Origin of the sequence: Pseudomonas sp. JAI120, assembly GCF_014207255.1 — a bacterium.
Lineage (GTDB): Bacteria > Pseudomonadota > Gammaproteobacteria > Pseudomonadales > Pseudomonadaceae > Aquipseudomonas.
Genome location: NZ_JACHCZ010000001.1, coordinates 1,185,957 through 1,209,869, shown reverse-complemented (window position 1 = coordinate 1,209,869; position 23,913 = coordinate 1,185,957). Strand labels below are relative to the sequence as shown.

The following is a 23,913-nucleotide window of genomic DNA, read 5'->3' as shown; positions in this document are numbered from 1 at the left end:
GGCGCGGTCACTCGGCAAGGGGGGCGTAAATGGCGCTCATGATACCGGGTCGCGCACCCGTTGCGGGTTGGCCTGTTGCAATTGGCTCAGGCGGCTGGCAGTGCGCGCCAGGTCGATGGCCTGGCCGCTCATTGCCTGTGCCAGCGGTTGTTCGCCGATCAGGATCAGGTGCTTGTCCTTGTCGTAAAGCACGTCCACCAGGTTGATAAAACGCTGCTGCACGGCGATCGGACACTCTGCCAGGTGGGGCAGGCCGTCGATGACCCAGTGATCGAACGCCTCGCACAGCAACAGGTAGTCCATCACCGCCGTCAGCTGTTCGCACAGGTCGTTGAAGGTGAATACGATGGTGCGGGCTTGATGCTGGCGGCAGATCAATCTCCGGTTGCCCACCGTCAGCGTCTGCGTCGGGCCGCCGCTGACAGGCAGGTCGAGCGCCGCACGCTGGGCCTGCGTGCCCGGCCACAGGTAACAGCCGGTGGTAAAGCGCTGCACGGCCTGGGCCTGGGGCAGGCTGCGAAAGTCCTCGGGCGAACTGACTTCCAGCACGTCCATACGCGCGGCAATCAAGTCGATCACCGGCTTGAAACGTTCGTGGTACAGCGGGTTGGGCAACAGCCCTTCGGGTGGATAGTTGGAGGTCACCAGCACCCACACGCCACGCTGGAACAGGGCCTTGAACAGCCGGGTAATCAGCATGGCATCGCCGATGTCGTGCACGTGGAACTCGTCGAAACACAGCACGCGGCAGCCGTCGAGCAGTTCGTCCAGGGTCATGGCCAATGCATCGTCCGTCGCCTGGTGCGTGAACATACCGCGGTGCAGTTGGGCGAAAAACTCATGGAAATGCACGCGTTGCTTTTCGGCGATGGGCAGCGCCTGGAAGAAACCGTCCAGCAGCCAGCTTTTGCCGCGCCCCACCGGGCCGTGCAGGTACAGGCTGCGGGTAGGCTGGCCGGCGAGCAGGTGCTGGGTCTGGCGCGCCATGGCGGTGATGGCCTGGGTTTGGCCAGCACTGAGGGTGTAACCCAGTTGCCGGGCTTTGTCCTGAAAGAACGTCTGGATGGGCGTGTCGTCCAGTGTGTCGGTTTTTTTACCGAACAAACGACGGATAAGGGGGAGCACGGCCAATGCGAGTCACTCTGTAGTGCGGTGGTCGCTTACTTTAGGGCGCCGGTGGCGATTTGACCAATCTAGAACGGCTGCAGCGGCGGCGTCGGCTGGTCCGTCGGGCTGACCACCGCATAGTTGTAGCCGCCGCCGGACCAGTATTGGGCTTGCAACCCATCCGCCGTGCGCTCGCCACGGGGCAGGAAACCGTTGTCCGGGCCCGGTGGGCGAATGTAGAAGCTGATGCGCCGGCCTTGTGCGTCCTGGTACAGCACCATGGCGGCGGCGCCTTGATCGGTGGTGAGCAGTCGCCCGCTGACGGGCGTGAAGCCTGCTTGGCTCAAGTCCGGCAGGCGATGGGCTTGATTGAAGTAGCGGTCGAGCCACGCCTGCATCGTGCCGCGGTCCTGGCCGTTGTAGTCAGCGGGCATGATGCCCTCCTGGGCAAACAGGCGGAACGCTTGCATCGCGTCGGCCATCGGTAACAGCGGCGGTTGCGTGGCTTCACGGGCATGCCAGCCGCCGAGGCCGCCGAGGCTGACGGCCATCAGCAGCACTGCGGCGGTAGCAAAGTGGCGGCGCGTCTGGTGCTTGAGGCGCTGGCGAATCAGCGTCGGGTCCAGCGCCGGGTTGGCCGGTTGTTGCAGGGCGCCGCTCAATGACGCACGCAGCAATTGCGCGTCCTGTTGCCAGGCCTGCACTTGGGCCGCCAGCTCGGGATGGGCGGCCAGGTAGGTTTCGAGCACACGGCGATCACTGTCCAGGAGTTGGTGATCGACGTAGGCATGCAGGTCGCGTTCGCTGGGGGGCAGGCTGATCATTTGAGTATCCGCAGGGAAGGGCTGGCGATGTCGCCATCGCTGAGTTGACGCAACGCTTGGCGCGCCCGGGACAGGCGCGACATCACGGTGCCAATCGGCACCTCGAGTATTTGCGCGACTTCCTTGTAGCTCAAGCCCTCCACCGACACCCACAACAGCAGCGCGCGTTGTTCGGTGTTGAGTTGGTCGAAGGCTTGCAGGGTCGCTTGGGCGATGACGGTGCGCTCCACCGACGGCTGCGCATCATCGCGGCCGGTAAAGAATTCCAGCATGCGTGCATAGCGCCGGGTGCGGCGGTGGGCATCGAGGAACTGCCGGTAGAGGATCGAGAACAGCCACGCGCGCAGATCGCCTTCGATGCGTTTGTCGGCCCAACGGGTGATCGCCCGCTCCAGGGTCGCCTGCACCAGGTCGTCGGCACTGCTGGCGTTACGGGTCAGGGACACAGCGAAACGCCGCAGCCTGGGGATGAGTTCACGTAACGGTTCGTCGAGTTCATGCATGGGTGTCTGGCTGGTCACTACGCTGGGACTAGAGAGACGTCCGGCGTGAACGGTTATTCCCGACCGTGGAAAATAAATCCAGGGCCTGGGAATAGAGCGGATCGGCGTTCGTCTTAATGCTCCGACCTTATGTTTACCCCCAAAGGCCTTCAGGCCCTGGAGTTTGTTCATGGTAGATCACTCATCACCGCCACGTCCCCCGTTAAGCACGGCGAGCCTGATCGCACGACTTGCGGGTATTGGTGCCGTGGTTGCGGTTATGGCCGGGGCATTTGCCTACGTCAATGGCAGCCTCGACCCACAACGCCTTCGCCCGAAAACCCTGGTCAATGCCCTGGAAACCAACAACGGCGTGCACCCTGGATTCCGGCGTAACCACGCCAAGGGCGTGTGCGTGGCCGGGTACTTCGAAAGCAGTGCTGAGGCCCGTGCCTACTCCAGCGCCCAAGTGTTCAGTGAGGCCAGGACCCCGTTGATCGGCCGCTTCGCCTTGCCCAGCGGCAACCCCTATGCGCCGGACAGCAGTGTACCGATCCGCAGCTTTGCCGTGCAGTTCAGCCTGGCCAACGGCCAGCAATGGCGTACCGGCATGAACAGCATGCCGGTGTTCCCGGTGGGCACGCCCGAGGCGTTCTACCAGATGCTCAAGGCCGGCGCGCCGGACCCGGCTACCGGCAAGCCGAACCCGGCGAATATGCCGGCATTTTTTGCCGCACACCCTGAGGCGGCGCCATTCCTTGCATGGGTCAAAACGGCCAAGCCATCGGCCAGTTATGCGACCGAAACCTATAACGGTATCAACGCGTTTTACTTGGTGAGTGCCGAGGGCAAGCGCCAGGCCGTGCGCTGGGGCGTAGTGCCCGAGCGTCAGGATGCGGCGGGGGAGACCGCACCGGCCGGGGGCGATTTTCTTGAGAAAGACCTGGTGCAACGCCTGGCCACAGGGCCTTTGCGTTGGCAGTTGAACATGACCCTGGCCAACCCCGGCGACCCGCTGGAGGACGCGAGCAAACCCTGGACCGGTGAGCACAAGGTGCTGAATGCCGGCACCCTGGTGTTGCAAAGCAGCCAACCCCAGGCCGACGGTGATTGTCGCGACATCAATTTCGATCCGTTGATCTTGCCCAGCGGCATCGAAGCCTCCAATGACCCGCTGCTGGCTGCACGTTCGGCGGCATATGCCAGTTCTTTCCTGCGCCGTGCCGGTGAAGTCAGCCCCTTGCACAGTGCCCCAGCGGAGTCCAAGCCATGAATGCCCAACCTCGGTTTTTTGCGCCCCTGGCGCGCCTGCTGCACTGGTTGATGGCGCTGATGGTCATCGCCATGTTGTTTATCGGCGCAGGCTTGGCGGCGTCAGTGTCGGAGCGGCATGAGTGGTTGATCCACCTGCATAAGCCGCTGGGGATCGCGATCCTGGTGCTGGTGATCGTGCGCTTGGCGGTGCGCTTCTCCACCCGCCAGCCGCCGTTGCCGTCTGACTTACCGCTGTGGCAAGTGCTGGCGGCCAAGGCGTCCCATCTGGTCTTGTATGGGTTGATGCTGGTGTTGCCGCTGCTGGGCTGGGCGATGATTTCGGCGGCGGGCGACCCGGTGATGCTCAGCAGTTCGGTGCAGTTACCGGCGTTGGTGGCGGCGGATGCGCCGCTGTTTGCGCTATTGCGCAAGGCCCATGGGTATCTGGCCTACCTGCTGTTCCTGACGGTGCTGTTGCACCTGGCGGCGGCGCTGTTCCATGGGTTGATTCGGCGCGATGGGGTGTTGCAGAGCATGACCGGCACCAAGGACTGATGCCGGGGGCAAAGGGCGTTAGCGCAGGACCGTGACGATATCGGCCACGCTGCTCAATACGTTCTTGGCCAGTTGTTTGGAGCGTTCGCCTGACCAACCGGTTTGCGGGTTGGGCGCGTTGTCGTTGTCCTTGAACGGCATTTCCAGGGTCAGGGACAGGCAGTCGTATTGCTCGCCGACGGCGTTGCAGGCCAGGGTCATATTGGCTTCACCCGGCAAGTCACGGGTGTAGCCGTGGGTGGTTTGAAAGTCACGGGTCAGCGAACTCAAATGGCTGCGGAAGCGTTTTTCCAGCGCTTCGATGCGCGGGGTGTAGCTGGGGTTGCCTTCGCAGGCAGCGGTGAACACGTAGGGGATTTCTTCGTCGCCGTGGATGTCGAGGAACAGGTCGACGCCGTACTGGTGCATTTGCTGTTGCACGAACAGCACTTCCGGGCTGATCTCCTGGCTGGCGCTTTGCCAGGCGCGATTGAGGTCCTGGCCCATGGCGTTGGTGCGCAAGTGACCGTGGAAGGCGCCGTCGGGGTTCATGTTCGGCACCAGGTACAGGTCGGCAACGGCCAGGAGTTTTTTCATCTCGGCATCGCCATCCTGTTGCAGGCGTTCGATGATGCCTTCCATAAACCATTCGGCCATGTGTTCGCCGGGGTGCTGCTGGGCGATGATCCAGATATTGCGCCGGCCTTCGCCGCCTTTGCCACGCCGTAACAGTTGAATATCGCGGCCCTCGACACTTTTGCCGGTGGCCAGCAGTTGGGTGCCGGCGTACTTCAGGGCCTGGTCGATCAGCCAGTCGTGGCGTTCGCGGCTGTAGGGCTCAAAGTAGGCCAACCAGGCATGCTTCTCACTGGTTTCGAGGCTGATGTGCAGGATCTCGCCGTCAAAGCGCGTAGGGACTCGGAACCAGTTGACGTGATCATAAGACGCGACAGCGTTGTAGCCGCTCCAGGCGTGCTTATACGAAGAGCCACCGGCGTTGCTCAGGCGAAAATTATGGGTGTGGCCCACGTGCATGCCTTCGGCCTTGAAGTGGAACCATTGGTAATGGTGGCTGCGGGTATCGGGCTGGATGGCAAGCAGCAAATTGTAGGCATCGCTGGCGTCGAGCACCTGGATATTGCCACTGTCGAAGTCGGTACTGATCTTGATGGAGGTCAAGGCCACGGTCATAGTCTGGTTGCCTGAATATGAGTGTTGTGGCGGCTATATTACACAGGAGTCTGGTAAAGCCTGGATGCAAAATTGTTGCGGGGGAGGGGGGCGTCATCCGTGACGCCGCCGCAGCTTAGAGTCTATGAGATTGATTCTCAAGCGCTATTTCCCAGAGATGTGCGCCAGAGCGTTGTACTGGCTTTCTTTTGGCGATGGTCTTTTGCTACCATGCGCGCCATCAAGCAACACACAGTCTTCATTAGCCTGAAGCCATGCCAGGGAAACTGGCAAAAAAAAGACCCGGCCAAAGAGCCGGGTCAAAAACCGTGATTAGCCTGATGAGGAGATATTCCAAGAGTCCGACCTAAGGTCTCTTGGTCTATCGACTGATCTCGCGATCAGCTGAGCCCAATAATAATCATTATCATTTGCAAGTCAAATGTTTTTATCCATCGGATAGAAATATTTTTCTTCTGCGCCTGTTATCCGTTCGCCCGAACCTCCGTTGCCTGCAACGACCGCTCCACCATCGCCTTCGCCATATCAATCAAATACACCACTGAAAACGCCAGGTCGCGCTGATTGCCCTGATGGCTGCTCGCTGATTCGTAGGCCGTGGCAGCGGCACTGCGCAACAGGTCCGAGGCGTGTACCAAGGCTTCCTCCTGGCTGATGCCAGGCTTGATGGCGAACAAGCTCATATCCGGGACGGGTGCCGACATATTTTCTTTCAAGTAAAAGTCCAGCGCGCGCTGGGCAGCACCGCTGCTGCGCAGGTTTTGCACGTCATCGTTTTCAGGGGGTTCAGGCAGGAGATACGGGCTCGTCGTCATAAGGGGCGGTACTCTGGGTGGGTGTCGAAAACCTTATGCTCGATGATAGTACGTATCGTATTTATGTCGTTTTATGGATTACTACAAACTGTTTATTGCCCTGGAAAATACCTGACGTATTGTCGGCGCCCATGGATAAATGGATAGCGTTGGTCAAGGCCAGCATGAAAGACCGCAAGGTCACCCAGGGGGAGTTGGCTGAACGCTTGGGCATGTCCCAGGGTGGCGTCGGCCATTGGCTCAACAAGCGCCGCGTGCCGAGCCTGGTGGACATGAACCGGGTGCTGGCAGCGCTGGGGCTGGGCGACCTGGAAGTGGTGCAGGAGCTGCGTGAGAAGGCCGACGAGGTCCGTGGCCCGGCAAGACAGTACACGTCGTACTTTCGCTACCCGGTCAGCGAGTGGAAAGGCCTGTGCGAAATTCGCGAAGAGCGCCCGGCCTATGGCGCCGCACGCTTCGAGCTGACGGATTACCACGCCCAGGGTGACGCCTTCTGGCTGCCGGTGACAGGTGACGCCATGACTGCGCTCAGCGGCCCGAGCATCGCCGCGGGGATGATGATCCTGGTGGATCCGGCCATCGCCGCCGAACCCGGCAAACTGGTAGTCGCCCAACGGGCCGACAGCCCTCACGCGACCTTCCGCCAGTTGATGGAGGAGAGCGGCCAGCTCTACCTGGTGCCGCTCAACCCCACCTACCCGAAACTGTTGTTCACCGCTGATTGCCGCATCCTGGGCGTCGTGGTGCAGGCCACGGCGAAGTTCTAGTCCGCGGTTTCGAGTTCCACCAACGCGCACCCTTCGGCAACCATTTCGCCTTCCTGGCAGAACAGCGCCTTGACTACCCCGGCCTGGGGCGCGCGGATGCTGTGCTCCATCTTCATCGCTTCGAGCACCACCAGTTGCGTGCCGGCCTCGACCGTTTGGCCGACGTCCACCAGCACCCGTACGATGCTGCCGTTCATCGGTGCCGTGAGGCCGCCCTGGTGCGACTGGTTGGCCTCGACCGCCGCAATCGGATCGAACAGGCTCACGCCCTGCATCTCGCCGTCCCAACGCAGGAAAACTTCGTGCCCGTTGCGCACTGCCAGATGTGAACGACGGACGCCCTGGTGTTCGATCACTAACTGTTCGCCCTGCAATCTTGCGGCGTCTGCGGTCAGCGTCACCAGGCGGTCCTGGCCATTGCAGCTCAAGTGCAGCGAGACCTCGGCGGGCAGCCCTGCACGGAATCCACGGTTGTCCGCCCACGGCCCATCACCCGCAGGCAAGCTCTGCATGAAGGCCGAACCTGCGGCCTGCCAGAATTCATCGCTCAACGCCCCGGCCACCGGCAGAAGTTCGTCCTGGTAGCGCGGAATAAATCCGGTATCCAGCTCAGCTGCCGCAAATGCCGGATGGCCAATGATGCGCCGCAGGAAGCCCAGGTTGGTCTTCAGCCCACCCACGGCAAACTCATCGAGCATGCCCAGCAACCGCAGGCGCGCCTGTTCACGGTCTTCGCCCCAGGCAATCAGCTTGCCAAGCATCGGGTCGTAGAACGGCGAAACGTTGTCTCCTTGCTCGACACCACTGTCCACGCGACGCCCCGGGCCGGGGGCGGATTCGCGGTACAGCGCCAGGTGCCCGGTGGCGGGCAGGAAGTCGTTGGCGGGGTCCTCGGCATACAAGCGAACTTCAATTGCATGGCCGATCAGCGGCACCTGCTCCTGGGTGATCGGCAGCGCTTCGCCCTGGGCGACACGAATCTGCCAGGCCACCAGGTCGAGGCCGGTAATCGCTTCGGTGACGGGGTGTTCCACCTGCAGCCGCGTGTTCATCTCCATAAAGAAAAACTCGCCACGGGCGTCCAGCAAAAACTCAACGGTGCCCGCGCCGACATAACCGATGGCCTGGGCCGCACGCACCGCCGCTTCGCCCATCGCCTTGCGCTGTGCAACGCTCAGCCCCGGTGCCGGCGCCTCCTCGACGACCTTTTGATGGCGGCGTTGGATCGAGCAATCCCGCTCATTGAGGTACAGGCAATGCCCATGCTGATCGGCAAACACCTGGATCTCTACGTGGCGTGGCTTGAGCAGGTATTTCTCCACCAGCATCTGCCCATTGCCGAAGGACGACAGCGCCTCACGCTGGGCCGAGGCGAGCGCTTCGGCGAGTTGGCTGACATCCTCCACCACCTTCATGCCCTTGCCGCCGCCACCGGCCGTGGCCTTGAGCAGCACCGGATAGCCGATGCGCTCGCAGGCGGCGCGGAAGGTGTCCAGGTCCTGTTCTGTGCCGTGATACCCCGGCACCAGGGGCACGCCGGCGGTTTCCATCAGAGCCTTGGCCGCGGATTTACTGCCCATGGCGTCGATGGCCGAGGCGGGCGGCCCGAGAAAGATCAGGCCCGCCGCTTCGATCGCACGGGCGAACCCGGCGTTTTCCGACAGGAAGCCGTAGCCTGGGTGTATGGCCTGGGCGCCGCTGGCCTGGGCGGCGGCGATCAGTTTGTCGATTTTCAGGTAGCTCTCGTTAGCCTTGCTGCCCCCCAGGTCGACACGAATATCCGCCTCGCGGCTGTGTCGCGCATCACGGTCGACGGCGCTGTGCACCGCCACGGTGGTCAGGCCCATGGCCTTGGCGGTCCGCATCACCCGGCAGGCGATCTCGCCGCGGTTGGCCACCAGTACGGTGGTCAGGGTGCTCATGAACGCGGCTCCTGGGGCTGCCAGGTGGGCGGGCGTTTTTGCAGGAACGCGCGCAAACCCTCCTGGCCTTCGGCGCTGACACGGATGCGCGCAATGGCATTTTCGCAATAGCGGCGCAGGGCAGGGGTGAGCGCGCCGTTTCCGACTTCGCGCAACAGGTCCTTGCTGGCGCGCATCGCCGACGGGCTGTTTTGCAGCAGGTTGGAGATCCACTGTTCCACCTGCTGGTCCAGTTCGCCACTCGGGTAGCTTTCCGCCAGCAGGCCGATTTCCCGTGCACGCTGGCCGCCAAACCGCTCGGCGGTCAGGGCATAGCGCCGCGCCGCACGTTCGCCGATGGCCTGCACCACGAACGGGCTGATCACGGCCGGGGCCAGGCCGATGCGCACTTCCGACAGGCAGAACTGCGCATCATCGGCGCCGATGGCCATGTCGCAACAACTGATCAGGCCCAGCGCGCCACCGTAGGCCGCGCCTTGCACCACTGCCAGGGTGGGGATTTTCAGCTTGGCCAGGTTGTACATCAGCTCGGCCAGTTCGCGGGCGTCGTCCAGGTTGGTGTGGTAATCCAGTTCGGCCGACTGCTGCATCCAGGCCAGGTCGGCGCCGGCGCTGAAGTGCCTGCCGCGCCCACGCAGCACCAGGAAACGCAGGGACGCATCAGCTTGCACATGGTCGAGGGCGATGATCAGTTCGCGGATCATCTCGGCGTTGAACGCGTTGTTCTTGGCTTCACGACTGAGCCACAGCGTGGCAAAGCCACGGCTGTCGGTGATCAGTTCGAGGGTGTTGAAATCGCTCATGGGGACAACTCCATTTACATGCGGAACACACCGAAGCGGCTCGGCTCGATGGGGGCATTCAGCGCGGCGGACAAGGCCAGGGCCAGCACGTCGCGGGTCTGCAACGGGTCGATGACGCCGTCGTCCCACAGGCGTGCGCTGGAGTAATAAGGGTGACCCTGGGTTTCATACTGGTCGAGGATCGGCTGCTTGATCGCGGCTTCCTCTTCGGCGCTGAACCCGACGCCTGCACGTTCAGCCTGCTCACGCTTGACCTGCACCAGCACGCCCGCAGCCTGTTCGGCGCCCATCACGCCAATCCGCGCGTTGGGCCACATCCACAAAAAGCGCGGGTCGTAGGCGCGCCCGCACATCCCGTAATTGCCGGCGCCGAAGCTGCCGCCGATGATCACCGTGAATTTCGGCACCTTGGCACATGCCACCGCCGTCACCAGCTTGGCGCCGTGCTTGGCAATGCCACCGGCTTCGTATTTCTGGCCGACCATAAACCCGGTGATGTTCTGCAGGAACAGCAGGGGTATCCCGCGTTGGCAGGCCAGTTCGATAAAGTGCGCGCCTTTTTGCGCGGCCTCGGCGAACAGAATCCCGTTGTTCGCCAGGATCGCAATCGGGTAGCCGTGCAAGTGCGCAAAGCCGCACACCAGGGTAGTGCCGAACAGCGCCTTGAACTCATCGAACACCGAGCCATCCACCAGCCGTGCGATCACTTCGCGCACATCGAACGGCTGCTTGGCATCGGCCGGGATTACGCCGTAGAGCTCTTCGCTGCTGTACAGCGGCGCCACGGGCGTGCGTTGCAGCAATTGGCCCTGCTTGCGCCAATTGAGGTTGGCCACGCTGCGACGGGCCAGGGCCAGGGCGTGTTCGTCACTGTCGGCATAGTGGTCGGCCACGCCGGAGATCTTGCAGTGCACATCGGCACCGCCGAGGTCTTCGGCGCTCACCACTTCACCGGTAGCGGCTTTCACCAGCGGCGGGCCGGCCAGGAAGATGGTGGCTTGGTTGCGCACCATGATCGCTTCGTCGGCCATGGCCGGCACGTAGGCGCCGCCAGCGGTGCACGAGCCCATCACCACGGCGATCTGCGGGATGCCCTGGGCACTCATGTTGGCCTGGTTGAAGAAGATCCGCCCGAAGTGTTCGCGGTCGGGAAACACTTCATCCTGGCGCGGCAGGTTGGCGCCGCCGGAGTCCACCAGGTAAATGCACGGCAGGCGGTTTTGCTCGGCGATGGTCTGGGCGCGCAGGTGTTTTTTCACCGTGAGCGGGTAGTAGGAACCGCCTTTCACGGTGGCGTCGTTGGCGACGATCATGCATTCGACGCCTTCCACGCGGCCGATCCCGGCAATCACGCCGGCCGCCGGCACGTCTTCGCCATACACCTGATGAGCGGCCAGTTGGCTGAGTTCAAGGAACGGCGAGCCCGGGTCCAGCAGGCGATTGATGCGCTCGCGCGGCAGCAGTTTGCCACGCGAGGTATGGCGCTCCTGGGCCTTGGCACCGCCGCCTTGCTGCACGTGGGCAAGCAGGGTGTGCAGGGCGTCGACCTGTTGGCGCATCGCTGCGCTGTTGCTGGCGAACTCAGCGGAGCGTGGGTTGAGCTGGGTATGCAAGGTGGCCATGGGGCGCTCCTTCAGCGGGTTTCGTTGAAGAGTTCGCGACCGATCAGCATCCGCCGAATTTCACTGGTGCCAGCGCCGATTTCATACAGCTTGGCGTCCCGCAGCAGGCGCCCGGCGGGGAATTCATTGATATAGCCATTGCCACCGAGGATCTGGATCGCGTCGAGGGCCATTTGCGTGGCGCGTTCGGCGCTGTAGAGGATTACCCCGGCCGCATCCTTGCGCGTGGTTTCGCCGCGCTCGCAGGCCTGGGCCACCGCATAGAGGTAGGCGCGGCTGGCGTTGAGTTGGGTGTACATGTCGGCGACCTTGCCCTGGATCAGTTGGAATTCGCCGATGCTTTGGCCGAACTGCTTGCGATCGTGGATGTAGGGCACGATCAGGTCCATGCACGCCTGCATGATCCCGGTGGGACCGCCGGACAGCACCACGCGCTCGTAATCGAGGCCGCTCATCAGCACTTTTACACCGCCGTTGAGCACGCCGAGGATGTTTTCCTCGGGTACTTCGACGTCATCGAAGAACAGCTCGCAGGTGTTGGAGCCGCGCATGCCGAGCTTGTCGAACTTGTTGCTGCGGCTGAAGCCTTTCCAGTCGCGCTCGACGATAAACGCGGTGATGCCGTGCGGGCCCTTTTCCAGGTCGGTCTTGGCGTAGATCACATAGGTGCTGGCGTCGGGGCCGTTGGTGATCCAGGTCTTGCTGCCGTTGAGCACATAGTGGTCGCCGTGCTTGTCGGCGCGCAGTTTCATCGAGACCACATCGGAACCGGCGTTCGGCTCGCTCATGGCCAGGGCGCCGACGTGTTCGCCGCTGATCAGTTTGGGCAGGTACTTGAGTTTCTGCTCGTGACTGCCGTTGCGGTTGATCTGGTTCACACACAGGTTGGAATGAGCGCCGTAGGACAGCGCCACCGAGGCCGAGCCACGGCTGATTTCTTCCATGCTTACCACGTGGGCCAGGTAGCCCAGGCCGGCGCCGCCGTATTCTTCCGGCACGGTGATGCCCAGCAGGCCCATATCCCCGAACTTGCGCCACAGGTCGGCGGGGAACAGGTTGTCGATGTCGATCTGTGCTGCACGGGGCGCGATTTCCTTGGCCACGAAGGACTGCACCTGGTCGCGCAGCATGTCGATGGTTTCACCGAGGGCGAAGTTCAGGGACGGGTAACTCATGGACAGGCACCTTAATGTGAGCTTTGTTGTTGTGTGGATGGCGCGCCAGGGAAGGGCGCTCACCTTTACGTTAACGTAAGCTTGCGTTACGGCGCTGTCAATCGTAGTTTACGTATACGTCAACCTACAAAAAAGACAACAGGGGTCGTTATGGATCAACCGCATCCGAGCTACAGCCGTGGCTCCCAGGACAAGAGCTTGCTGGCCATGACGATTGGCCAAGCTTTCGATCACACCGTGGCGCAATACCCCGATGGTGAAGCCCTTGTGGTGCGCCATCAGCAGCGCCGCTACACCTGGCGGCAACTGGCCGAGACCGTCGATATGCACGCCCGTGCGTTCCTGGCCTTGGGGATGCAAACCGGCGATCGCCTGGGCATCTGGGCGCCCAATTGCGCCGAGTGGTGCATCAGCCAGATCGCCAGCGCCAAGATTGGCGTGATCCTGGTCAATATCAACCCGGCGTACCGCAGCAGTGAACTGGACTACGTGCTCAAGCAGTCCGGCTGCGAGTGGCTGGTGTGCGCCGGCTCGTTCAAGACCTCTGACTACCACGCGATGTTGCAGGAACTGCGGCCTGAGCTGCGCGGCATGATCAGCCTCGACCCCAGCCCGCCCCCGGGATTCCTGCCCTGGTCGGAACTGGCGGCCCTCGGTGCAGGCCTGCCGCCCGAGCAGTTGCACAGCCGCCAGGCCAGCCTGTACTTCGATCAAGCCGTCAATATCCAGTACACCTCCGGCACCACCGGTTTCCCCAAGGGCGCCACCCTCAGTCATCACAACATCCTCAATAACGGCTATATGGTCGGCGAAAGCCTGGGCCTCACCGCGCAGGACCGCCTGGTGATCCCGGTGCCGCTGTACCACTGCTTCGGCATGGTGATGGGCAACCTGGGCTGCATCACCCACGGCACCACCATGATCTACCCGAATGATGGCTTCGACCCGCTGCTGACCCTCACCGCCGTGGCCGAAGAGCGCGCCACCGGCCTGTACGGCGTGCCCACCATGTTCATCGCCCTGCTCGATCACCCGCGCCGGGGCGAGTTCGAGCTGTCCACCCTGCGCACCGGCATCATGGCCGGCGCCACGTGCCCCATCGAGGTGATGCGCCGGGTCATCGGCGAATTGCACATGGGTGAGGTGCAGATTGCCTACGGTATGACCGAGACCAGCCCTGTGTCCCTGCAAACCGGGGCGGATGATGACTTGGAGCGCCGCGTGACCACCGTCGGCCGCACCCAGCCGCAACTGGAAAGCAAGATCATTGATGAAGCCGGTAACACGCTGCCCCGTGGCCAGGTCGGCGAACTGTGCACCCGTGGCTACAGCGTGATGCTCGGCTACTGGAACAACCCCGAGGGCACCCGCGAGGCTATCGACGACGCCGGCTGGATGCACACCGGCGACCTGGCAACCATGGATGCCCACGGCTATGTGTGCATCGCCGGGCGCAACAAGGACATGATCATTCGCGGTGGCGAGAACGTGTACCCGCGCGAGGTGGAAGAGTTTTTCTTCACCCACCCGGCGGTGGCCGATGTGCAGGTCATCGGCATTCCGGATGAGCGCTACGGCGAGGAGATCGTGGCCTGGGTCAAGTTGCATCCGGGCCATGTGGCCGACGAGCTGGAACTGCAGGCCTGGTGCAAGGGCCGCATTGCACACTTCAAGACGCCCCGGTATTTCAAGTTCGTGGAGGAGTTTCCGATGACGGTGACGGGCAAGATCCAGAAATTCCGCATGCGTGAGATCAGCCTTGAGGAGCTGAGCATCAACCGCTGAAACGGGGTGCATTCCTACCGCGCCCCGCGCGGAGGTGTTGCCTAGAGTGGCGCATTATTTCGCCACTCGAAGGCTATACGCATGACAGACAACATCACGGCCCCTCCTGCAGACAGGGTTTCGGACGCGCAAAGTCCGCACCTGAGCGTCATCAGGGACAATATCCCCGACTGGTATACCGAGGCGCAGGGCAGCCGCAAAGCTGAACTGGCGTCATTGGATTTGCGTATTCCTGATTGGTACAAAAAGGCCTCGCAGGCTGACAGGGACCGGCTGGGTAAGGTCCACAAGCGCAGCAGGGCGTCGTTGAACCAATTGGATCAGATGCTCGGTGAACTGAAACCGCCGGCAGAGTATGCCGAGCCATTGTTGGCGGACGCGATCGAAAAAAAGTTCGGGCAACGGCTGGATACCAGAAAGGTGTTCTATGCCCGCAAGCTGGAACAGACCACCTGCGACGCGCAGCTCACTGAGGTTTCGACCACGCGCGTCAGCGAATTGGGCCCGCAGTTTTATTCTTATAAAGGTGTCAGCCTGTTGGAGGCGGCGCTGAACAACTTTGCTCCGGAACAGGCGAGCGAGCCGGTGTGTAAGGACTGTCACTTGATCACCCGGTACGACTTTTACCGGCATTCAAGCGCGCAGGTGCATCCCTCAGCCAACGTCCAGTCGCTCAAACTCGACATCCAGGCCCACGCGTTTGCCCAACTGTGCAGGGAGCTGGATCTGGGGCGTTCCTACTACGAATATCTGCGAGCCGCCATCAACCGCCACCTTGCGCCAGGAACCCAGAACCAGCCGGCGGGCAAGTTGTTTAGCAGCCTGATCATCAGCCATCAAAACCAGTTGGAACTGGCGGCAGACATCGCCTTGATGAAGGGCGATATCCAGCCTGCGCAACACCAGTTGATCAACGACGTTTTGGTGAGTCAGTCGAGCGGCAAGTGGTCAGGACACACAGTGAAGTTTTCGCCGTTGCGGCTGTGTAACCTCTACATCGAGAACATCCTGATCATCGGTCCGGTGGAGTGGCGGGTAAACATAAGGAATGCCCAGCTCCTGCCGATGCCCTGCATGGTGTATATCCCTGGCGACCCCCTCCATCCCCTCAAGAGCTATGACCACATAGCCGCCTTTACCGACCATTTGACCACCCGCCTGTGCCGTGATGAATACCGCAAATTCTTCAGCCAGTTCGTGCCGCTCGCCCATCAGGACAGTTTTTTTACCCGGCTCAAGGTCTTGCTTGATCCAGGCGCGGCGCATGCCGAGGATCAGGATTTTGTTCCGGCAAATAAAGCTCGAATCACCGACCAGGGGACGTACGGTGTTTCATGGTCTGATGTCTGGATGGACTGCGCGACGCAGCGTATCCGGCTGATCATGAACAACGCCAGTACCGCCGTGGTCTCCACTCAATCGAAGAATGATCAGGCGTATAACGCCTGGCTCTGGTCGTGGGGAAGCACGGCACTGGATATTCTCAATCTGGCTTCTTTCGTGGTGCCCTTCCTGGGGGAGGCCATGCTGGTCGTTGCGGCCGTGCAGATGGTCTATGAGATAGGCGAAGGTATTGAAGCGTGGTCCGAAGGCGACACTCGCACGGCCTGGGCGCACTTTTCGGCGGTGGGTCTGGATCTGGCGGGGCTGGCGGTGCCCAAAGTGCTGATGGCAGCCAAAGACACGGCATTTATCAAGCGTCTGGTGCATGTGGAGTTCGGTGGGCGCACGCGTTTGCACAGTGTCAATCCGGGCCAATACCTGCACCGGATCGCCTTGCCCGAAGGGCTGCGGCCGAACGCGCAGGGGCTGTATGCCCATGAGGGAGGCCTCTATCTGCCGGCAACTGACGGTGGTCACTACAAGGTCGTCACCGGCGCCGAGGGTGAATCCAGGCTCTTGCACCCCGACGGCGATTCACGTTATGCGCCACGCATTCACCATAACGGTATGGGCGCCTGGGTCCATGAGTTCGAACAACCCCTGACGTGGGACCGCAAGACACTGCTCCGGCGTATTGGCCATACGGTCGATCACCTGAGCGATAGCCAGCTTGAGCAGGCGAGGCTATTCAGCGGAGTGTCGGATGACGAGTTGCGTCAGGTGTTTATCGAGCATCGGGCGCCGCCGCCACTCTTCAGAGACATGCTCCGGCGATTTGAGTGCGACGCCAAGCATCAGGCTTTTATCGATCGGCTGAGCAGCCCCGACCCCAATGTGTTCAGTCGCGTCAACTGGTTCATGCAAGTCAAGTTGTTGATCGACAATGGTATGTGGCCTGAATCGCGGGTGCTGATAGCCTTTGATTCCGAGGGCAATCTGACGTGGCTTTCAGGCAAAGTGAGAAGACCACGTGACGTGGTCAAGTTGCAGCCTGAACAGCTCGGCAGTGGGGTCCTGTTCCCCGCCATGCTTAATCAACTGACTGAAGGTGAAATACGCCAGTTGCTGGATGAAGACGAGGTCGAGCAGGAGATACACGCGGAACAGGTGATGCTGGGCATCATTACGCGCGGTGAGCGTTCGGTTGACGGTAAACCGACATTCGCCGAAGAACGTATGGCGCAACTGATGCGTGCGCAGCGTACACCTGCAGCCAGGGCCGCAAGGTACCGGGATCGATTGCTGACAGCGGCTAAAAACACCCGGAATGAGCTGTTCAATCTGGAAATGTCGGCCGGTGATATCTCCAGTGATGTCCATGTCCAGTGGCTCCAGCGCAGCTTTCCCAGCCTGCCTAAATTGGCCGCCGAAGAAATAGTCGCCCACGCCAGGCCCGAAGAGTTGGCACGTTGCATTGAACCCACATCACGCTTGCCGTTGCGGTTGGCCGAAGAGGCACGCCGTTACGCGCAAAAGGCGCGTGTCATGCGGGCGCATGCCGACCTGCTGTTCGACAACCCGTTGACAATGGACGGTGTACACCTGGCGCTGCACAAGCTGGCCGCCATTCCGGGGCAACTGGAAGGGGTGTGTATTGAGCTGCGGGCCGATACGTATGAGGGGGCTGTGCTGGACCGGGTCGGCGATGCGACCGCCCCCAGGCAGCTTCGTCTGATCCGCAGCGACATGAAGGAGTGGATGTTATACAGCGTGCCGCAGCAAAGACTCTATTGTCGCAGTGACAAAGACGCATTTTTCAGCGCGCTGTGGTTCGCCAGCGGCGGGCAGTTCACCCACCGGACAGCGTTACTGTCCTCCACCCAGGCCTTGAAAGGGCAACTGGGGCGCCTGCCACTGAGCGAGCAGGCAAGCCGGCGTGCGCTGGGCCTGCAAACGATCAGGCCTGGATTCAAATCACCGATGCGCCTGGCGGATGGGCGCATCGGTTATCCGCTGAGTCCGGTGGGGGGCGCGGCACAGCGTCCGTTTGTTTGCACAATGAAAGCGATGGTGCTTTACCCCTCGAAGTCCCTGGCTGAAGTCGAGACCCTGCTAGGGCTTCAAGGTGCGGCGGATGCTGTGCTATTGGCGAGGCTGGCGCACCTGGAAACGGAGTTTTTCGATCTGAATAAAGCGCTGGTGAACTGGCAGGAGGAGGAGTCGGGCTATGCGAGTGCCAGGCGCAGAGTGTCGGCGACGATCAACGAAGTCTGGCAGCGAGGTGGCGCGCAGGCATTCGCGGGGGATGGCACACCCATCGGCCATGTGCTGGATCTATCCGAAGAAGCGGTCGGTGAGCTGCCTGCGATTACCGCCAATATGGATCATGTGGGCCATCTGAAGTTACGTCGAATGGGGCTTTCAGACCGTTCTTTGCCTTTTCTGCAGGCATTTGGCGGCTTGCGCTGGTTGAACCTGAGCGAAAACAATTTCACCCAACTGCCGGCGCTTCGAAACGGCGGGGCAGGGCTGACCAAACTCAACTTGAAGAGCAATGACATCCAACTGACCGAGCAGAGCCGAACGCGCCTGGAGAGCATGCAGCAGTTGAAGATTTTGAATCTGGGACACAATCGACGTTTGGGATGGTCGGCCGATGTAAGCCGCTTACGCGAGTTGAACCAGTTGTATCTGCCGAACACCGGCACCACCCGATTTCCCGTCGGCGTCGAACGTTTGCCTGCTCTCGCCCGTATCGACCTGCATGCAAACCAGATCACCACGTTGCCTGAATACGCTTATCAGCACCGGGAGCGCATCAACGTGCACGAAAATCCCTTGTCGGCGGCCACCCTTGCGCGCCTTCAAATGGGCGAGCCCTTGATGCAATGGGGCGAGCACGTCACCGTGGATGAGGCGCGTGATCTCTGGCTGGGCGAGCCATCGGCCGCAGAGCTGACACGGCGTGGTGGGATCTGGGACGAACTGCGGAGCATTCCTGAGTCGGCGGCTTTTTTTACCGTATTGGCCGATACCACCCGCAGTGCCGAGTACGCCAGTGCAGTGACCCGCCCCTCACTGGCGCAGCGAGTGTGGGACATGCTTGAGGCCGCAAGTGAAAGCCAGGCTATTCGCGAATCGCTGTTTACCACCGCCGATGATCGAGTCACCTGTGGCGACGGCAGTTCGGTTGAATTCATGAACCTTGAAAGCGAGCTGATGGGGGCCAGGGCACTGGAAATGGTGGGAACGGAGCACGTTGAAGGCTCGCTGATCGCTACGGGCAGGAAGCTGTTTCGTTTAACCCTGGTGGACGCCATTGCTCAGCGGGATGTCGAGGCCAGGGGGCCTGGGTTTACTGAACAGGTCGAAGTCATCCTGGCATACCGTACCCTGCTTGCAGACCGGCTTGAGTTGCCGGTCAAGTCCCGCGAGATGCTGTTTCCCCAGCAGGCCAATGTGAGTCAGGCAGCGATCGACGGAGCCTATGCGCAGGTGCTGAGGGACGAGCGCAATACCGCTGCCGAAGAGACTTTTTTGACCGGGCGACTGTTCTGGGAAACACATCTTCGCAGTCGATACCCCCAGGAGCTCAAGGCATTGATGACACCGGAGCTTGATCTGATCGACGAGAAAAGCACCGCGTTATTTGAGCTTTCGGATCTGCAAGGCGAGCAGGTTAGCGCCGCAGACCAGGCCACAAAAGACCAGTGGCAGGCGATGCATGACCAGGTGACTGACCGGCTGGCCGGCCTCTTGGGCAGGCGCCGGGATGAAATACTCGTGAACGGCGCGATGCAGAGTGCGTTTTTTGAGAGCGAACTCAAGCAGTTGGGAGTGGAGCGGCAGGCGCTGGAACAACGATCACTGCGAATCTTGACCCGCAGGGTGCTCAACAACTTCGCCGCCACCCAAGGAACACCGCTTTAAATACCAGGGTGCAGACAGCACAAAGGGGACCCGGAGGTCCCCTTTAATTTGTCGTTGCGTGCTCTTTTTTTATTATTGAGGGGCGGTCTATTGTTGTTTTTGGCAACCGTTACCCTTTACCGCTGTTTTTGGCGACCCCCATCCGGGGTCAAGAGCAAACGTATTTTTTTGAGCGCTGATCTGCTTCTTCGTTAACGATCCAACCAGTGGGTAGCTACCTGAGGTAGTTTTATTTTTCTCTAACCGGTTGCGGGTTTCGGCATGCCGGACCCTGCGAAGCACATCTTCTCCAAAAAAATCTGTTAGCTGCGTCTCTGCCGTGTTGTTTTTGTTATGTCAGAGTCGTTTCGTCTTATTTTTATTAGGTTTGGTGCTTTTTATTCTTGTTATGCCATAGAGATAGCAGAAGGCGTGCCAACTTTTAAAAATTCTTTAAAATCAATAAGTTAATTTTTTAGTAAGATTTTTGCTGCGGCAAATGCGACTAAATATGTTCCCGTGTTACTCGACGTGTAGCCGTGCGGTAACACATTGTCACGGCCGCGCTACTCAAACGGCGTTACGTGCCTTGGCCACGCGCGAACCCGTAGGGCGGCCCAGTACGTGACTGATTTGCAGGCCTGCGCGAATCAATGTGTCCAGGTCGATACCGGTGTCGATCCCCAGGCCATTGAGCAGGTACAGCACATCTTCGGTGGCGACGTTACCGCTGGCGCCCTTGGCGTAAGGGCAGCCGCCGAGGCCCGCAATAGAGCTGTCGAATACCGTAATGCCTTCCAGCAGGCTGGCATAGATATTGGCGATGGCCTGGCCATAGGTGTCATGGAAGTGGCCCGCCAGTTTGTCCCGTGGCACCTGCGCACCGACCACCTCGAACAGCCGCCGCGTGGTGCCCGCCGTGCCGGTGCCGATGGTGTCCCCCAGGGAGACCTCGTAGCAGCCCATGGCATACAACTCCCGCGCGACCGCCGCCACTTGCTCGGGCGCGATTTCACCTTCGTAAGGGCAACCCAACACACAGGACACATAGCCGCGCACGCTGATGCCGTGCTGCCTGGCTGCGGCCATGATCGGCGCAAAACGTTCCAGGCTTTCGCTGATGGAGCAGTTGATATTGCGCTGGGAAAACGCCTCGGAGGCCGCGGCAAACACCGCCACCTCCTTTACGCCCGCCGCCAACGCGTCCTCAAAACCACGCAGGTTTGGCGCCAGCGCACCGTAGGTGACGCCGGGCTTGCGCTGGATCTGCGCGAACACTTCGGCAGAGCCGGCCATTTGCGGCACCCATTTGGGCGAGACAAAACTGCCGACTTCGATATAGCTCAAGCCCGCCGCGCTGAGGGCGTCCACCAATTGGACCTTGTCGGCCACGCTGATGGGTTGGGCTTCGTTCTGCAAACCGTCGCGCGGGCCGACTTCCACCAGGCGTACATGGGAGGGGAGGGACATGGCAGCTACCTTCTGATCAATGGCCAACCTGGCCCATGGTGTGGGCCAGTGCCTGGGTGCAACGCTCTTCGGCGGTGTCCAGTTCCAGCTTCATTTGTTCGATGTCCAGCAGTTGCTGTTCCAACTGCTCACGGCGCTCGGCGATCTTGGCCAGCATGCTGTTGAGTTGGATCTGGTTGCCGCCGGTGGGGTCGTAGAGTTCGATCAGCTCGCGGCATTCCGCGAGGGAAAAACCGATGCGTTTGCCCCGCAGGATCAGCTTCAGGCTGACCTTGTCCCGTGCCGAATAGATGCGCTCCTGGCCCCGGCGTTCCGGGGCCAGCAAGCCTTGTTCTTCATAGAAGCGAATGGCGCGGGTGGTGATGTCGAGCTCGCGGGCGAGGTCGGAGATGCTGTAGGTCGTGCTCATGGGGGCGCTCAAGAGGGTCTTGGCGCTAAGCTAATGGCAGGTTGACGTGAACGTCAAGGGCCGCTGCGCAGCCCATCGGGGGCAAGCCCCCTCCCACAGGTAGCGTTCTTGAACCTCAGGCCTGTTGTTTATCCAGCTTCTTTTCGTGGGCGGTGACTTGCTGGCACAACTCGATCATCTGCTCGCGCATCCAGCGGTTGGCCGGATCCTGGTCGGTGCTTTCGTGCCAGTACAGGTGGGTTTCCACCGGTGGCACGTCATTGACCGGCAGGTGGAACCAGTGCAGTTCATGGCGGCGGGCGAAACGTTCGGGCACGGTCATGACCATGTCGGTCTGCTGCAACACTTGCGAGGCCATCAGGTAATGCTGGGAGCGCAGGGCGATCTTGCGCTGGATGCCCATCTTGCCCAGGGCCAGGTCGACGTGGCCCAGACCGTTGCGGCGGCTGGAGATATGGATATGGGTCAGCGACAGGTAGTCATCCAGGGTGAATTTGTCCTTGCCCGCCATGGGATGGCCCTTGCGCATGGCGCACACGTAGCGGTCTTCCATCAGCTTGACGTGGCGCACCTGCGGGTCGGTGTTGAGCGGCGCATCCACGGCAAAATCCAGGCGCCCGGCCGCCAGTTCCTTGGTGGTTTCGCGGCGTTTGGACAGGAAACTCTCGATCACCACGGTGGGCGCCAGGCGGCGCAGGCGTTGGAACAGCAGCGGCAGAATCACCGCTTCGGTGAGGTCGGTCATGCTGATGCGGTAGGTCTTGGCCGCCTGCTGTGGGTTGAAGATGCGGCTTTCCTGCACCGACACCCGCAGCAACGACAACGCATTGCGCACCGGGCCGATGATGTTCTGCGCCATCGGCGTGGGCACCATGCCTTGGGCGGTGCGCACGAACAGCGGGTCGTTGAACGTCTCGCGCAGGCGGGCCAGAGCGTTGGACACCGCCGGCTGGGTGATGCCGACGATCTGCCCGGCACGGGTCAGGTTGGCTTCGGTGTAGATCGCGTCGAAGACGATAAAGAGGTTGAGGTCGACCTTGCTCAGATTCATTTCGTTGCGCTCTTATTGTTAGGTGGCCATATGTCGATCATATATCGGTGATGAATGTTAATACACGCCGAGAATAGGCTAGGTAAATTATCAGCGCTGTTCTAGCATCGATTGCATGACCTAAACAACCTCTCAAAGAAGGGAGCTGCTCATGGATTTCGCCTATTCGCCCAAGGTTCAGGAACTGCGTGAACGCGTCACCGCGTTCATGGACGCTTACGTCTACCCGGCCGAGCCGGTGTTCGAACGCCAAGTCAGCGAAGGCGACCGCTGGCAGCCCACCGCCATCATGGAAGAGCTGAAAGCCAAGGCGAAAGCTGAAGACCTGTGGAACCTGTTCCTGCCCGAATCCGAACTGGGCGCCGGCCTGACCAACCTTGAATACGCACCCCTGGCCGAGATCATGGGCCGCTCACTGCTGGGCCCGGAGCCGTTCAACTGCTCCGCCCCCGACACCGGCAACATGGAAGTGCTGGTGCGCTACGCCAACGAAGAGCAGAAACAACGCTGGCTCGAGCCGCTGCTGCGCGGTGAGATCCGTTCGGCCTTCGCCATGACCGAGCCCGATGTCGCCTCCTCGGACGCCACCAACATGGCCGCCCGCGCCGAGCGCCAGGGCGACGAGTGGGTGATCAACGGCAAGAAGTGGTGGACCTCCGGCGCCTGCGACCCGCGCTGCAAGATCCTGATCTTCATGGGCCTGAGCAACCCGGATGCACCGCGCCACCAGCAGCACTCGATGATCCTGGTGCCGGTGGACGCCCCCGGGGTAAAAATCGTACGCCCGCTGCCGGTGTTCGGCTACGACGACGCGCCCCACGGTCACGCCGAAGTGCTGTTCGACAATGTCCGTGTGCCGTACGAAAACGTACTGCTGGGTGAAGGCCGAGGCTTCGAGATTGCCCAAGGCCGGCTTGGCCCAGGCCGTATCCACCACTGCATGCGCTCCATCGGCATGGCCGAGCGCGCGCTGGAACTGATGTGCAAACGCTCCGTCAGCCGCACCGCGTTCGGCAAGCCTTTGGCGCGCCTGGGCGGCAATATCGACAAAATCGCCGACTCACGCATGGAAATCGACATGGCGCGCCTGCTGACGCTGAAAGCGGCGTACATGATGGACACCGTGGGCAATAAGGTGGCGAAAAGTGAAATCGCCCAGATCAAGGTGGTGGCGCCGAACGTGGCGTTGAAGGTGATCGACCGCGCGATCCAGATCCACGGCGGCGCCGGCGTCTCCAACGACTTCCCGCTGGCCTACATGTACGCCATGCAACGTACCCTGCGCCTGGCCGACGGCCCGGACGAAGTGCACCGCGCGGCAATCGGCAAGTTCGAGATCGGCAAGTATGTGCCTAAAGAGTTGATGCGCAGCGGGCAGTAACACCGCGTCGCCCGCATCGGGGGCAAGCTCCCTCCCACATTTTGATTTGGGAATACATTCAAAGTGTGGGAGGGGGCTTGCCCCCCGAT

18 protein-coding genes are annotated in these 23,913 nt (G+C 61.3%); 6 read left to right on the top strand and 12 right to left on the bottom strand.

What is annotated here, in order from left to right:
- Positions 1-36 precede the first annotated feature (36 nt).
- The 3 genes from zapE to HDC32_RS05540 all read right to left on the bottom strand — a co-directional run bounded on the left by zapE (position 37) and on the right by HDC32_RS05540 (position 2,434).
- Positions 37-1,131, bottom strand: coding sequence for a cell division protein ZapE (zapE, locus tag HDC32_RS05550; protein WP_184742828.1), 1,095 nt, complete (start codon positions 1,129-1,131; stop codon positions 37-39).
- Positions 1,132-1,193: 62 nt separating this feature from the next.
- Entirely contained in the window at positions 1,194-1,931 is a 738-nt protein-coding gene (locus HDC32_RS05545) for an anti-sigma factor (protein ID WP_184742825.1), read from the bottom strand.
- Positions 1,928-2,434 carry an RNA polymerase sigma factor gene (locus HDC32_RS05540; protein WP_027606262.1) on the bottom strand — a complete coding sequence of 169 codons (507 nt, stop codon included), beginning with the start codon at positions 2,432-2,434 and terminating at the stop codon, positions 1,928-1,930. The genes HDC32_RS05545 and HDC32_RS05540 overlap by 4 nt, the downstream gene beginning before the upstream one ends.
- Before the next feature lie 169 nt (positions 2,435-2,603).
- On the opposite strand from HDC32_RS05540, the gene HDC32_RS05535 reads away from it, so the two are divergent.
- Both HDC32_RS05535 and HDC32_RS05530 read left to right on the top strand, forming a co-directional pair.
- The gene (locus HDC32_RS05535; protein ID WP_184742822.1) at positions 2,604-3,686 is read left to right on the top strand and encodes a catalase family peroxidase; all 1,083 of its coding nucleotides are present in this window, start codon (positions 2,604-2,606) and stop codon (positions 3,684-3,686) included.
- Complete coding sequence (locus tag HDC32_RS05530) at positions 3,683-4,222, top strand: cytochrome b (protein WP_065940125.1); 540 nt, start codon at positions 3,683-3,685, stop codon at positions 4,220-4,222. The genes HDC32_RS05535 and HDC32_RS05530 overlap by 4 nt, the downstream gene beginning before the upstream one ends.
- A gap of 18 nt (positions 4,223-4,240) precedes the next feature.
- On the opposite strand, the gene HDC32_RS05525 is transcribed toward HDC32_RS05530, so the two are convergent.
- Both HDC32_RS05525 and HDC32_RS05520 read right to left on the bottom strand, forming a co-directional pair.
- Positions 4,241-5,392, bottom strand: a complete 1,152-nt coding sequence (locus HDC32_RS05525; RefSeq protein ID WP_131698117.1) for a M14-type cytosolic carboxypeptidase — start codon at positions 5,390-5,392, stop codon at positions 4,241-4,243.
- 464 nt (positions 5,393-5,856) lie between these two features.
- Entirely contained in the window at positions 5,857-6,207 is a 351-nt protein-coding gene (locus HDC32_RS05520) for a DUF6124 family protein (protein ID WP_131698116.1), read from the bottom strand.
- A gap of 131 nt (positions 6,208-6,338) precedes the next feature.
- Here HDC32_RS05520 and HDC32_RS05515 point away from each other — a divergent pair, with 131 nt between their 5' ends.
- Positions 6,339-6,974, top strand: coding sequence for a LexA family transcriptional regulator (locus HDC32_RS05515; RefSeq protein ID WP_145337623.1), 636 nt, complete (start codon positions 6,339-6,341; stop codon positions 6,972-6,974).
- On the opposite strand, the gene HDC32_RS05510 is transcribed toward HDC32_RS05515, so the two are convergent.
- The 4 genes from HDC32_RS05510 to HDC32_RS05495 are packed head-to-tail and all read right to left on the bottom strand — an operon-like array spanning position 6,971 to position 12,496.
- Positions 6,971-8,896 (bottom strand): acetyl/propionyl/methylcrotonyl-CoA carboxylase subunit alpha, encoded by a 1,926-nt coding sequence (locus tag HDC32_RS05510; RefSeq protein WP_184742819.1) that lies wholly within the window; start codon positions 8,894-8,896, stop codon positions 6,971-6,973. The genes HDC32_RS05515 and HDC32_RS05510 overlap by 4 nt on opposite strands.
- A complete protein-coding gene (locus tag HDC32_RS05505) occupies positions 8,893-9,699 on the bottom strand; it encodes a gamma-carboxygeranoyl-CoA hydratase (RefSeq protein ID WP_184742816.1) in 807 nt (268 codons plus the stop codon). Before HDC32_RS05505 ends, HDC32_RS05510 begins: the two co-directional genes overlap by 4 nt.
- A gap of 14 nt (positions 9,700-9,713) precedes the next feature.
- A complete protein-coding gene (locus HDC32_RS05500) occupies positions 9,714-11,321 on the bottom strand; it encodes a carboxyl transferase domain-containing protein (protein WP_053138385.1) in 1,608 nt (535 codons plus the stop codon).
- An 11-nt stretch (positions 11,322-11,332) separates the two neighbouring features.
- Positions 11,333-12,496 carry an isovaleryl-CoA dehydrogenase gene (locus tag HDC32_RS05495; RefSeq protein ID WP_131698111.1) on the bottom strand — a complete coding sequence of 388 codons (1,164 nt, stop codon included), beginning with the start codon at positions 12,494-12,496 and terminating at the stop codon, positions 11,333-11,335.
- 150 nt (positions 12,497-12,646) lie between these two features.
- Between HDC32_RS05495 and HDC32_RS05490 the strand changes: the two genes are divergently transcribed.
- Positions 12,647-14,281 carry an AMP-binding protein gene (locus HDC32_RS05490; RefSeq protein ID WP_184742814.1) on the top strand — a complete coding sequence of 545 codons (1,635 nt, stop codon included), beginning with the start codon at positions 12,647-12,649 and terminating at the stop codon, positions 14,279-14,281.
- 81 nt (positions 14,282-14,362) lie between these two features.
- On the top strand, positions 14,363-19,534 hold the full coding sequence (locus tag HDC32_RS05485; protein ID WP_184742812.1) for an NEL-type E3 ubiquitin ligase domain-containing protein: 5,172 nt from the start codon (positions 14,363-14,365) through the stop codon (positions 19,532-19,534).
- 549 nt (positions 19,535-20,083) lie between these two features.
- Here HDC32_RS05485 and HDC32_RS05480 read toward each other — a convergent pair.
- The 3 genes from HDC32_RS05480 to HDC32_RS05470 form a co-directional block, all read right to left on the bottom strand.
- Entirely contained in the window at positions 20,084-20,983 is a 900-nt protein-coding gene (locus tag HDC32_RS05480) for a hydroxymethylglutaryl-CoA lyase (protein ID WP_184742810.1), read from the bottom strand.
- Between the two features lie 16 nt (positions 20,984-20,999).
- Positions 21,000-21,392 carry a MerR family transcriptional regulator gene (locus tag HDC32_RS05475; RefSeq protein ID WP_090402693.1) on the bottom strand — a complete coding sequence of 131 codons (393 nt, stop codon included), beginning with the start codon at positions 21,390-21,392 and terminating at the stop codon, positions 21,000-21,002.
- A 115-nt stretch (positions 21,393-21,507) separates the two neighbouring features.
- The gene (locus HDC32_RS05470) at positions 21,508-22,443 is read right to left on the bottom strand and encodes a LysR family transcriptional regulator (protein WP_131698107.1); all 936 of its coding nucleotides are present in this window, start codon (positions 22,441-22,443) and stop codon (positions 21,508-21,510) included.
- Positions 22,444-22,594: 151 nt separating this feature from the next.
- Between HDC32_RS05470 and HDC32_RS05465 the strand changes: the two genes are divergently transcribed.
- The gene (locus HDC32_RS05465) at positions 22,595-23,824 is read left to right on the top strand and encodes an acyl-CoA dehydrogenase (RefSeq protein WP_184742808.1); all 1,230 of its coding nucleotides are present in this window, start codon (positions 22,595-22,597) and stop codon (positions 23,822-23,824) included.
- Positions 23,825-23,913 lie beyond the last annotated feature (89 nt).

Bases quoted from the DNA above. Each gene is read 5' to 3' on its own strand.
- HDC32_RS05545 (WP_184742825.1), bottom strand. From the start codon at position 1,931: ATGATCAGCCTGCCCCCCAGCGAACGCGACCTGCATGCCTACGTCGAT.
- HDC32_RS05540 (WP_027606262.1), bottom strand. From the start codon at position 2,434: ATGCATGAACTCGACGAACCGTTACGTGAACTCATCCCCAGGCTGCGG.
- HDC32_RS05535 (WP_184742822.1), top strand. From the start codon at position 2,604: ATGGTAGATCACTCATCACCGCCACGTCCCCCGTTAAGCACGGCGAGC.
- HDC32_RS05530 (WP_065940125.1), top strand. From the start codon at position 3,683: ATGAATGCCCAACCTCGGTTTTTTGCGCCCCTGGCGCGCCTGCTGCAC.
- HDC32_RS05525 (WP_131698117.1), bottom strand. From the start codon at position 5,392: ATGACCGTGGCCTTGACCTCCATCAAGATCAGTACCGACTTCGACAGT.
- HDC32_RS05520 (WP_131698116.1), bottom strand. From the start codon at position 6,207: ATGACGACGAGCCCGTATCTCCTGCCTGAACCCCCTGAAAACGATGAC.
- HDC32_RS05515 (WP_145337623.1), top strand. From the start codon at position 6,339: ATGGATAAATGGATAGCGTTGGTCAAGGCCAGCATGAAAGACCGCAAG.
- HDC32_RS05510 (WP_184742819.1), bottom strand. From the start codon at position 8,896: ATGAGCACCCTGACCACCGTACTGGTGGCCAACCGCGGCGAGATCGCC.
- HDC32_RS05505 (WP_184742816.1), bottom strand. From the start codon at position 9,699: ATGAGCGATTTCAACACCCTCGAACTGATCACCGACAGCCGTGGCTTT.
- HDC32_RS05500 (WP_053138385.1), bottom strand. From the start codon at position 11,321: ATGGCCACCTTGCATACCCAGCTCAACCCACGCTCCGCTGAGTTCGCC.
- HDC32_RS05495 (WP_131698111.1), bottom strand. From the start codon at position 12,496: ATGAGTTACCCGTCCCTGAACTTCGCCCTCGGTGAAACCATCGACATG.
- HDC32_RS05490 (WP_184742814.1), top strand. From the start codon at position 12,647: ATGGATCAACCGCATCCGAGCTACAGCCGTGGCTCCCAGGACAAGAGC.
- HDC32_RS05485 (WP_184742812.1), top strand. From the start codon at position 14,363: ATGACAGACAACATCACGGCCCCTCCTGCAGACAGGGTTTCGGACGCG.
- HDC32_RS05480 (WP_184742810.1), bottom strand. From the start codon at position 20,983: ATGTCCCTCCCCTCCCATGTACGCCTGGTGGAAGTCGGCCCGCGCGAC.
- HDC32_RS05475 (WP_090402693.1), bottom strand. From the start codon at position 21,392: ATGAGCACGACCTACAGCATCTCCGACCTCGCCCGCGAGCTCGACATC.
- HDC32_RS05470 (WP_131698107.1), bottom strand. From the start codon at position 22,443: ATGAATCTGAGCAAGGTCGACCTCAACCTCTTTATCGTCTTCGACGCG.
- HDC32_RS05465 (WP_184742808.1), top strand. From the start codon at position 22,595: ATGGATTTCGCCTATTCGCCCAAGGTTCAGGAACTGCGTGAACGCGTC.